A 10469-nucleotide genomic window follows, 5' to 3' on the forward strand; every position below is an offset into this window, starting at 1 on the left:
GAGCAATGTTTAGGGGAGTGATCTGGCCAAAAATATAATCACAAGACAGCGCGATATTATTGGGGTTGACGTGGATAGTATGTTTCTGAGACGAATTTATGTGACCTGATAATCGCGTTGAGGTGTGTGCATTGCTGGTAGCACAGCGACCATGGTCGACCCACCGCGCGTTTCGCGAGCTTCGCGGGACTCGTGAAAAGTCGGCCGCGACACGAGTGGCGCCGGACGCGTCCGACCGACGCGTCCGCGGGGCCCTCGCGCAGCGCTACCAGCAGGACCAAGCGGGCCGCGTGGCGGTCGCGTCAGCGTGGATGAGGCGTGCGGTACTGGCTACCCGCCGCGCGCTTAATGGGGGGCTTCCCCCCATTTTCCCGGCGGCCGGTTGGGGCGTATACTCTCCCAACCGACTCGTGGGAGCGGGGTGGCAGCAAGGCCCCAAGATGCGCGCAAGCCCGCGCGCCCGCAGGAGGTGAACAATGGCCAAGCATCTCAAACTGACGCTGCCCCGTCACGCCGCGCACGTCGCTGTGACAGTCGACTTCCACCGCGATCGCGCGCCCACACCGCCGCCGCTCCGCTCGAGCCACCATGTCCGCCTCCCCGTCGGGAGCCTACGCGCCAGCGCCGGGCTCGCCCGGGTGTTGCGGACCCCGCCGCGCCATCGCGGCGGTCGCGCCTCGGGCGGCGCGCCCTGAGCGCGCCCTGAGCCGCTGGGCCGGGACGGTCGCCTGATCGTCCCGACCCGCCTGATCCGTTTGCAGGGAGGGCGGTCATGTCCCCCAACCACGCTGCGCGGCCGCCGGCCTGGCCGGGCCCGCGCTTTCAGATCCTCACGCTCAGCGTCCCGCGATATTCACGCTATGTGCTCGATCCGGCAGGTGCCTGCGTCCGGCCGCTATCGGTGGGGCTATCCGCGCTCGAAGGCCAACTCGAGCCCCGCACCATCGACGCCTATGCGCGCGCGCTCGAGTGGGCGTTGACCGGCTGGGCGGGAGCGCAGCCGAGGCGGGTCGCGCGCCTGTTCCACGACGTCGCCCAGGCCCGCGCCGCGGTCGCCGCGATGCTCCACGCGCTTGGCGGACAACTCAAGCCGAGCCGCTATGGCGACGGGAGCTATCATGTGACTGGTGCGCCAAGCCCTGTTGCGCTCGCCGACCGGAGCCATCGCTCTGGCGCGCAGCCGCACCGCCAAGCGCGCCGCATCGAGCTCGCCCTGATCGCGCTCGGGCATGTCTACGACCAGCTGATCCTTCGCGAAATCTGGCGTTTCCCCAATCCGATGCGCGTCGACAATGCCGCGGCGCTTGTCCGGCGCGAGGCGCAGGCCTCGGTTCGCCGCGGTGACGCCTATCTTGGCTATGCCGGGCGTCAGTTTGTCGTGCTGATGCCACCACCGGCACGGCCGCCACGCGACTGGGACTTTCTGGCGCCGCGCATTGTCGAGGCCGCGCGGGCGTGGCCCGCCGGCCTTGCCGCCGCCACCGCGCTCACCGCGGCCTGCGGCAATCGCATTTTCGAGGCGCTCGCCTTGACGCTCGGCGATTGGTCCGCGTTCGACTTCGGCAACCGCATCGCCGCCAGCAATAAGGGATCGCACGGCGCGCGCACCAAAATCCTCTACCTTCCGGCGCGCGCGCGCGAAGCCCTGGTCGCCTATGTCGAAACCGCGCGTCGCGCGCAAACCGGCGTCTCGCTGGCACAGGCGCGGCGGCTGGCCGCCGACGGGCGGCACGATGTGCTCGCCACCATGCCGCTCTTTCTCAATGCCAAAGGCACGGCGATCTCCTATTCGCTTTTTGCCGACCACTATTTCCGGCCGACAATGCGCGCGATCGGCCTCCCCGGCGTGACCACGCACCGACTGCGCCGCGAACACGCACTCCGCGCCCTCCTCAAGATCCGCGGCCTCGCCCGCGACAAGGCGCATGAAGCGGCGATGATCGCGATCTACGCCGAGATGATGGGCTGGCGCACGGGCGCGGCTATGGTCGACCATTATGCGCCCCAGCTGCGCGAACACGACCATCAGGCGCTCGCCGGCCTCCTCTATGCCGTGGATCCGGCAGGGCGCGATGGCGCACCGCCGTCCACCGTCCCGCCGCCCCCGGCCGACGATCCGCGGATCGCCCAATTCCTGGCAGGAGACGATTGATGCCCCAGGTCCGCCCGCGTATGCCGCGGTCGCCAGCCCGCCGCCGTCGGTCGCGCGGGCGTCTCGCGCCGCCGGCCTGGCGGCGCGAGCCCGGTGGTCACCGGCGGGCGATTGCGGTGCTCGAGGCGTGCGTCGCCGCGGCACCAACCCGCTCGCCGGCGCAGTTCCTGCGCGACTATAGCCGGTTGCGGCGGTCCTTGCGGGTGGTTCGCTACCCCCACCCCGAGGCCGTGAGTCAAGCGGTGATCGCGATGTTCCGCGATCGCCCGCCGCCCACCGACGCGCAAATTCACGACGCCATCGGCGCGACCTCGCGGACCGGTCGCGCCGTCGTCGCATCCGTGCGTCAGGTCCTCGGTCATCCCCCCGTCCACCGCACGCCACGGCGCGCAGCGGATGCGCAGGCGGCGGCCGCCTTCGAGGCCTGGATCCTCGGCCAGGTGGGACCGCTGCCCGAGACCAGCCTCGACCCCGCTTTGCGCCTGCCCGGCGGGAGGGAGCAAGCGACCGGCGGCCGGGCAGGGGCCGCCCCCGAGACGCAGGCGGCGATGCTGCCGGCACCCTCGCTGCGCCATCGCGCACGCGTCGGCGCGCTCACCGCACCGGCGATCCGGTGGATGATGGGCCTGGCGCTCTATATCCGCGCTGCGCGCGGCGACGGCTCGGTGATCGATGCCTGCGTCCACGCCGCCGAAGCGCTCGATCGCCTGCTGGCCGGCGGCGACCCGCGCGACGCGCGCTGGCGGACGCAGCGCATTGGCCACTTTCTCGATGACGTGAACCGCTCAACCTATTCGCGCCAGGCGCTGTGGGGGCAGTGGCTTGCCGATGTCGCGATCGTCGATCGCTATCTGACGCGCTACCCTGAGATCGCCGCACGCTGCGCGCCGCTCCGCTTTGCCCTGCCCGAACACCGGGCCCGGCCCGGGGTCAGGCGCTTGCGGGCCGCCACGCGGGCGGCGGCCGAGGCGCGGCGGCTCGCGACCTGCCAGGCGGTGGCCGATGACCTTCCCGGGATCCATGCCGCGCTCGAAAATCGCACCCGCGAAATCGCCGCGATCCGCGCAAGCTTCGATGCCCAGTGCGCCAAGATCCGCGCAGGGGAGCTGGCGCTGCAGCGCGGCCGCCTCCGCTTCGCCTGCACGCTGCCGCGCACCGCGATTGACGGCAGGCTGGACGCCGGCACGCGCGATCTCGACTTTGCCGTTGTCAGCCGCGCCTATCTCTATCGCCGGCTCGATCGGGGCAAAGCGGCGCGCTGGATGGCCGAAGCGCCCGGCGCCGATCACGACCTCTACCTTGTCTATCTCGGGCCGCGGCAGCCGGGCGATGGCCTTCCGATCCTGGATCTCTATGCCGCGGGCGGGTTCAGCCTGGCGCGCTACCGGACGGCCGACCAGGCCCGTGCGCTGGCGAGCGCGATCGGCGATCGCCGCTGGCCCAAGGTGCTTCGCCATCTGCGCCTGTTTCGCGCGCAGGATGGCCTGGCGCGGACCCTCGCCAACCGATGTCTCGCCCACAAGATCATCCTCATACCCGTGCACGAACTCCACCATGCCATGACCGTCGCGCGTGCGGCCGCGCGCAGCTGCCTGCGCGGCGCGCGCATCGGCGAAGTGATGCAGCAATGCCATGGCCCCGGTCAGCTGACGCGGATCGCCGTCCAGCCCGAGCCCCTCTACGCCTATCGGGCGATCGCAAAGATGCGAACCGAGCCTGAGGATTTCTGGCTGAGCGGCGCCGACGTCGATGCGCTCATCGCCGTGCTCGGCGTGATGAAGGCCAATGGCTGGCCGCTCCAGACCCTGGCGCCGGCCGCCACGCTCGATCGCAAATGTCGACCGGCGCGCTATCTCTACCAGCGGGGCGGCTATGCCTGCGATCGCAGCGAAATTAACATGGCGATCGCGCTCGCGCTGTGGCCGCGCGACGTGCGCAGTCATGATCTGAAGCACGGCCTTGGTCGGCATCTGCTGCAGAAGGGCGTCGATATCCCGACCATCGGCCTGATCCTCCACCATCGTGAGGGGGAAAGTTCGCTGGTCGCCGGTGACGGGCGAAGCGCGACGCGGATTTATTGCCAGGCAACCCCGCAGATGCAGGCCGGGCTGGCGCGCCTGTTCGATGCCGTGGCCCATGACGAGACGGGACCGTCATGACCCGTCTCGCTCTCGCGAGGACTCGCGCGCCGACCGATCCGCCACCGCGTAAACCGGCACCTGCCGCTTTCGCCGATCGCAGCCGGTCGCGGTTCCGCCGGGCGGCCTGGCTGGGACTGCGCGCGTTGCGCCGGCTGCGCGATCGCGGTGCTTCGGTCAGCCTGTTCCGGATCGCCGCCGAGACCGGGCCATCGACCCCGATGGGGTCGGCATCGCCGAAACGACGATCTTGCGCAACCCGCGCATTGCTGTCGTGTACCGGGCGATGCGCCGCTCGCCCCCGCGCTCGCGTGCGATCCATCATCTGCGCCATGATCCGGCGCTTGCACGGCGTGGTAAGGCAGAGTTGATCGCCATGGTCCTGGCCTTGCGCGAAGAGACCCGGGTGCAGCGCGGGCTGATCACACAGCTGGCGACCAAGGATGCCGCCGCCCGCGCCGCCGACGATGCGCGCTATGCCGTAGGCGGCGTGGCGGAAGCCTCTGGCGCGGTCGTCCCCGCGGCGATCAGCGATGCGGGGAAGCGGCCGCGGTCTCGGCGAGCATCGCCTTCAGCTGCGCAAGCAGCGATCCGATCTGGGCGCCGCTCAACAGCTCCAGCCGACCCGCGTCGGCGAGATCGGCCGCGATCCGCTCGACCAGATGCGCGCGCACGCCCATCGCCGCCAGCCTCTCCGCCCAGCGTGCGTCGGCCAGCGGGGCAGGCAGCCCGCTTTGGGTCGGATCCCAGGCCGCGATCGCGGCCGGCGAGGTGAAGACCATTTCGGGCGCTGCCCCCGCGAACCGCCGTTGCAGGCGCAGCTCGCGCACCTGGACACGCGCGAACGCCCGCGAGGCGACAAAGGTCTTCAAGGATCCCGCCCGGCGGAACACCCGGACATGGCGCACCAGGCACAGCGGATCGCGATCGGGCTCGCTTTGCCATTCGAGAATATAGGGCATGCCTTGTCGCTTGACAGTCGATGGCGATGACACATATATGTAGCACGAACGATCGGAATTGCCGATACGCTGATGTGAATTATCGATGAGTTGAGGTAGGCAACGCGGGGAGACTTGGCTCTATAGGCAATCCTGGAGGATCGCTCCCAGGCTGACGCGCAGGGCTTTGGAGATATCTACCAGAATTAAGATAGATACATTTTGCTGTCCGCACTCTATTCGGCTGATCGTATTGCGATTGGCGTCGATCGCTTTGGCAAGTTCGGCCTGCGTCAAGCCGCGCGCTTCGCGCAGCCGCCGGATGTTGGCGCCAATTTTGTCCAGGACGGAACCCATTCCGCCCTTTAGCCACCAATCCTGTCCATGCGCCAGCGCCGATCATGGTCGCGGGACGCCGTGATCGCTGTGGCCTGGTCTCAGCCGGGTGACGCCCGGCCGGCCGCCAACAATGCGGCCCGCGCCGCCGGGAGGGTCGCAAATTGGACCAGATGCGGCCATCGCCGACCTTGCCCTACGCACCACGCCGCCAGCACCGACCAGGCACGCGCGAACGCCAGAGGCGCATGGGCGTCGCTCGCGAACCGAAAGCGGTCGAGCAGGAAGGTTGCGAGCACATCGACCTGGCTCCTGGCGACAGCCGGGGCGCAGCCGCCGCACTCCACGTTCTCCACCCCATGGGGAATGCGCAGCGCCGCACAGGCCTCGTCGAGCGAAGGCCAGCGTAAGCCGTCGCGCGTCAATATCTCGAGCAGATCGCAATGGCGGTCGCTGTCCGCGCCCAGAAAGCGGTCGAGCCGGGTCGCGTCGAACAGATGGTGGTGGTGCCGACGCAATTTGAGAAACGGAAGGTCATGGCGGCGGCCGTTGAAGCTGATCAGCCGCCCGCCGTCATCGAGAGCGGTGAGCGCGGACTCGAGCCGCGCCAGCGCGTCGCGTTCGCGCATAGCGACCGAATCCACGTCGTTGGCGCAGGCGACGGCGATGCTGGTCAGCGCCAGCGCGCCAACCGTGCCATCGTCCTGTTCGGTAAAGGCCAGCCAGCTGATCGCGGCCAGGCCATGCAGCCAGATCCGCGACGCCGCATCGCGTGGCCGTCGACCGCATTGGGCGAGGGTGGCGCGATCGGGCGCGGTCTCGATATCGACGACCAGGCTCCGGTGCCGGCTCATCGGGCGAGCGCCGCCGCGACGATGCCGTCGCCCGGATCGCGCGCGGCCAGCTCGGCGAGCAGCAGGCGGCGGATCTGGTGCGCGCCGGCGGGCGTCGCCAGAATGATGTCGAGCGGTCGGCCGTGGTAAAGCGGGGGTTGCGGCCGGCGTAGCCAGCGCACCACCTGCCGGCGCTCGCCGAGCAGGTGGAGCAGCGCCTGGTCGATGTCGTGGCAGGCCGCCACGTGCGCGGTCGACGCGCGCGCCAGCCGTTGGTCTCCATCGGCGGAGAGCTGCCAGGCCGCGGCGATCGCGCGCTGGTCGGAAATCATGTCCCTGGCCTTTACCAATGGACTGCCATGCTACATATATGTAGCATAACGTCAAGGTGTCGCCGGGTCGAATCACGGATTGGCGCACGGCGGATGCCGCTCCCGATGGGACATGCTACCATGCGGTATGGAGCTCGGTTACGCCACGCTCGTCCAGCTGATCCAGCAGATGTTCGATCTGCCTGCGGAACAGCGCATGGCGCTCGATGGGCGCTTCAAATATTTTCAGCGGCTGCACCTGCCGGCGCAAGCCAATGTCGGGCGCCAGCGCGCGGTCTACGACGGCGAGGCGGTGCTCCAGACCGCGCTGGCCTTCCAACTGCTCGATTGCGGCGTGCGCCCGGCGTCCGCGGCGGCGACGGTGCTGCACCAATGGCCAGCGATCGCCGACGCGCTCCGCGACGCGTGGGCGAACCAGATACGGGCCGGACCGCGGTCGGGGCCCTTCCTCGGCATCGCCCCGCGCGCGCTCGATGGTCTGGGGCATCGCGGCGCGCGCCCGCCGGGATGGTGCGGCGTCCTGACCAAAGCGGACCTCATCGCCTGGTGCGACGACGCCACGGCCGAGCAGATCCTGATTGTTCATCTGCCGCGTTTTGTGGCGGCCGTGGTCAACGGCCTCGACCGCGTGTCGCCGGGCGATGGCCTCGCGATGCGCACCTGGCTCGCCGGCGGCCGTTCGCGTGCGACCCGGCGCGGCCAGCGCTAGACCGCGCGGTCCGCGCGCCTTGGCGTGTCCGGGAGGCAGGTCATGGCGATTGATGTCGAACCCTGGCTGCTGGGCGTGCCCGAGGGCTGGCATGCGCTGTTGCGCGCGCTCGGACGCGACATCGCCGCGGTCTGCCCGAAGGCGACGATCGTCCAGGCCAAGGAAAAGTTCGGTGAGCTCCGCGTCTATCTGAGCGGTGCCAATCGCGCCGCGTTCGATCGGGTCGATGCCGCCGAGCAGCGCTCGCGAAGCCTCTGCCAGCGCTGCGGCCGGCCCGCGCAGCTGATGGTCGACGACGGCTTTTATGCCACCCTGTGTCCCGACCATGGCCGTGGGTTCGTGCCGGTCAAGGAGGCGCCGATCGTGACCTTGCGTGTGCGGTTTCGTATGGACGATGACGAAGACGGTGGATGAGGCCGGAGCGGTATTCCGAGGCGCGGAGCGCCGTTGGCTTGCCCCATGGATCAGTTCCCTTTTTGCCGGCGGCAAGTGGATTGGGAGAGCCTGGTCGGCGTTCAAGCCTCGGTGGGATCACCGGCGCTTTTTCGCTTTTTGTTATGGGCGCACTTGGGGGACGGGGCCGCCCGTGCGCCGTGCATTCGGCTGAACGAAATATGCCGAACGGGCTGCAATGGTAGGTTCCCCTCGGCAGCGGGCCCGTCGAGGCCGCCTGAGCCAAGGCTTGATCGAAAAGGGCCGGAAGAGCCCGGCTATGCCTCGTGTATTTCGTCGAGGGATTTTGGTCAGGATGTCATTTCAGGAAGGGGCGCGTGTTCGTGCTCGCGCTGGTTGCGACGAGCTTCGTGCTGATCGGGCGGAGTCCCGGGCCGCGACTGCGCAATCGGGTAGACACCGGAGCCCGCATGCCTCGGTCAAGCCTTTGCCTGGTGCTACAAGCGGCGACGTGCGTGTCTTAAAAAAAAGGGGCGACGCCAGTGGCGTCGCCCCAGAGCTTGAGAAAGGCCGTGCTGGAGAGGAGAGGCGCGGCCAATCTCCCCCGCTTTTAGAATCGATAGCTGGTCGTGATGCCGAACTCGCGCGGATTGGTTGCGTTGATGATCCGGTACCCGGACAGATAGTCACCGCCATCGGTCGCCGTGCGCGATTCGCCCTGTGAGATGTTGGTAATCCGCCTCTGGTTCAGCACGTTCTTGGCGAACAAACTAACTTCCCATCCAGCGCCGAGGCCGCGCATGCCTACGTACAGATCGAGAAGTTCGCGGCTCTGATAGTCGAAGTTCGAGCGCTCGGAGAACACGCTTGGCCGATAGGAGAACAAGGCGCGGACGAACGGCTCAAGATCCCCGGCCGTGAAGCGAACTTCAGTGTTGGCGGTCAAGCTGAAATCCGGGACGTCGCCGAGACGGCCATTGCTTGCGCAATAGCTGACATTGCCTGGGCCGGTGATCCCTGCGTCGCCTTCGGAATCGGGTTCGCCATCGCCATTAAAGTCGTTGCACGGCAGGACCGCATCATCGAAGCGCGCCCTGACGTAAGCGGCGCTGACCGAGAAATCCCACGCGTCGATGGGACGTCCGGCTATGGTCGCTTCGATGCCCTTCACCGTCGCGTCGCCGTTATAGTTGAAGTCGAAAGCGCCATCGACATTGCCGTCGGGCGGACCGACTGGTTGGCCGAACAGGTTAAGTGCGCCGTTATCATAGCTGATGCCGGGGAAGCGCGAGATATATCCATCGAACTTCTGATAGAAGGCTGACAGGTTCAAGGTGATCCTGCGATCGAGAACGGCAGTCTTTAGGCCGATTTCAAAAGCGTCGGAACGTTCAGAACTTGACTTGATCAAGTCATTCGAAAGATTGACTGGCACGCCGACCCCTGCGGTTCCTGAACGGAACGAGCGCCCATAAGCGGCATAGGCCGTAACGTCTGGCGTGAATTCGTATGTGAGCGTCGCGCCGCCGGTCAAGGGATGGTTCTTCGTCTTCGAAAGTTCAGGCGGAATTGCGTCCGTCGTTGAAGAGAAGGCGGGAATGAAAGGAATGCCAAAGGCTGGGAACCCCGGGGAGCCGGGCGAGGTTGCCGTTACAGATGCCGTTTGAACGCTCTTGAGTTCCGAATAACGCGCACCAACCTCGAGCCGCAGTTTGTCGGTGAACTGGAAACTTGAGCTGGCCGAAATCGAAAGCTGTCGGTCGTTGACCGGGACGGCGATGTCGGCCGTGATCGGCAAATAGAGTCCAAAAGTTATGGGTGTATTGACAAAGAATCGGTCTGATTTCTGGTTAACAGAGACGTTGCCGGTTTGCTTTGAGTAAAATGCACCTACCGACCAGTTCCAGAATGAATTCCCGTTGGATACGAGGCGAAGCTCGGCGGTGTCCACATTGTATGGCGTTCTCGTGGTCTGGATAGCAGTGTAATTGGGAATGGAATTGCCGACATCCGAATCTCCGATCTGGACGAGGCGGGTGTCTTGATGGCCGCCAACAAAATTCAGGGTCGCAAAACCGAGATCCCAATCGAGAGCCAGGTTTACGAAATGCGAATTGTTCTGGTAGCGGCGCGGCCCTTCGTGGACAGCTATATAATCATCGGCCTCGGCTGGCGGACCGCTCTGAGTAGGGTCAAAGAGGGCGGGGGCGTTGCCCGGGCCTGGAGTGGGCCCCTGGAGCCGGACAGGGTCAAGCTGCTGATTTGACCATGCGCCGGGTATGTAGTTCCTCGAATTGCGCGGGGCTGATGTAGCCGAGCGCGGAATGCAGGCGGCGTTGATTGTAGACGTCGTCAATGAACCGGGGAAGCTGCTCGGCAACATCTCGGAACGTCTCGAACGCCATCGGATAGACCGCCTCGACCTTCAGCGTCTTCATGAAGCTCTCGGCCTTGGCGTTGTCGTACGGATTTCCACGCCGGCTCATCGAGCCGACCATATCGTGGTTGGCCAGCAATGCTCGATAGATTCCGGACGCGTATTGCGATCCACGGTCCGAATGATGAACGCATCCTGGCGGTGGACACCGTCGCTCGATCGCCACCTCCAGTGCCGCAACCGCGAGCCGCGCGTCGA

General features: G+C 66.9%; 10 protein-coding genes. 4 read left to right on the forward strand and 6 right to left on the reverse strand.

The features are described from left to right. Positions 1–772 precede the first annotated feature (772 nt). Both CHB74_RS16050 and CHB74_RS16055 read left to right on the forward strand, forming a co-directional pair. Positions 773–2152, forward strand: coding sequence for a site-specific integrase (locus tag CHB74_RS16050; RefSeq protein WP_089220651.1), 1380 nt, complete (start codon positions 773–775; stop codon positions 2150–2152). A 230-nt stretch (positions 2153–2382) separates the two neighbouring features. Beyond that, a complete protein-coding gene (locus tag CHB74_RS16055) occupies positions 2383–4311 on the forward strand; it encodes a hypothetical protein (protein ID WP_218821449.1) in 1929 nt (642 codons plus the stop codon). Between the two features lie 506 nt (positions 4312–4817). On the opposite strand, the gene CHB74_RS16060 is transcribed toward CHB74_RS16055, so the two are convergent. The 4 genes from CHB74_RS16060 to CHB74_RS16075 all read right to left on the reverse strand — a co-directional run bounded on the left by CHB74_RS16060 (position 4818) and on the right by CHB74_RS16075 (position 6732). Continuing rightward, positions 4818–5252 carry a hypothetical protein gene (locus CHB74_RS16060; RefSeq protein WP_089220653.1) on the reverse strand — a complete coding sequence of 145 codons (435 nt, stop codon included), beginning with the start codon at positions 5250–5252 and terminating at the stop codon, positions 4818–4820. Positions 5253–5372: 120 nt separating this feature from the next. Further along, the gene (locus CHB74_RS16065) at positions 5373–5588 is read right to left on the reverse strand and encodes a helix-turn-helix domain-containing protein (protein WP_089220654.1); all 216 of its coding nucleotides are present in this window, start codon (positions 5586–5588) and stop codon (positions 5373–5375) included. A gap of 80 nt (positions 5589–5668) precedes the next feature. Further along, a complete protein-coding gene (locus tag CHB74_RS16070; protein ID WP_089220655.1) occupies positions 5669–6421 on the reverse strand; it encodes a 3'-5' exonuclease family protein in 753 nt (250 codons plus the stop codon). Then, entirely contained in the window at positions 6418–6732 is a 315-nt protein-coding gene (locus CHB74_RS16075; RefSeq protein WP_089220656.1) for an MbcA/ParS/Xre antitoxin family protein, read from the reverse strand. The genes CHB74_RS16070 and CHB74_RS16075 overlap by 4 nt, the downstream gene beginning before the upstream one ends. A gap of 127 nt (positions 6733–6859) precedes the next feature. On the opposite strand from CHB74_RS16075, the gene CHB74_RS16080 reads away from it, so the two are divergent. Both CHB74_RS16080 and CHB74_RS16085 read left to right on the forward strand, forming a co-directional pair. Further along, complete coding sequence (locus CHB74_RS16080) at positions 6860–7441, forward strand: hypothetical protein (protein ID WP_089220657.1); 582 nt, start codon at positions 6860–6862, stop codon at positions 7439–7441. A 42-nt stretch (positions 7442–7483) separates the two neighbouring features. After that, the gene (locus tag CHB74_RS16085) at positions 7484–7855 is read left to right on the forward strand and encodes a hypothetical protein (RefSeq protein WP_089220658.1); all 372 of its coding nucleotides are present in this window, start codon (positions 7484–7486) and stop codon (positions 7853–7855) included. Between the two features lie 589 nt (positions 7856–8444). Here CHB74_RS16085 and CHB74_RS16090 read toward each other — a convergent pair. Next, a complete protein-coding gene (locus CHB74_RS16090) occupies positions 8445–10190 on the reverse strand; it encodes a TonB-dependent receptor (RefSeq protein ID WP_342746609.1) in 1746 nt (581 codons plus the stop codon). Next, the coding region (locus CHB74_RS22505; RefSeq protein WP_144033824.1) for an integrase core domain-containing protein at positions 10084–10469 on the reverse strand (386 nt) is incomplete at its 5' end. The genes CHB74_RS16090 and CHB74_RS22505, both read right to left, overlap by 107 nt.

The sequence above is a fragment of the Edaphosphingomonas laterariae genome (assembly GCF_900188165.1).
Lineage (GTDB): Bacteria > Pseudomonadota > Alphaproteobacteria > Sphingomonadales > Sphingomonadaceae > Sphingomonas_E > Sphingomonas_E laterariae.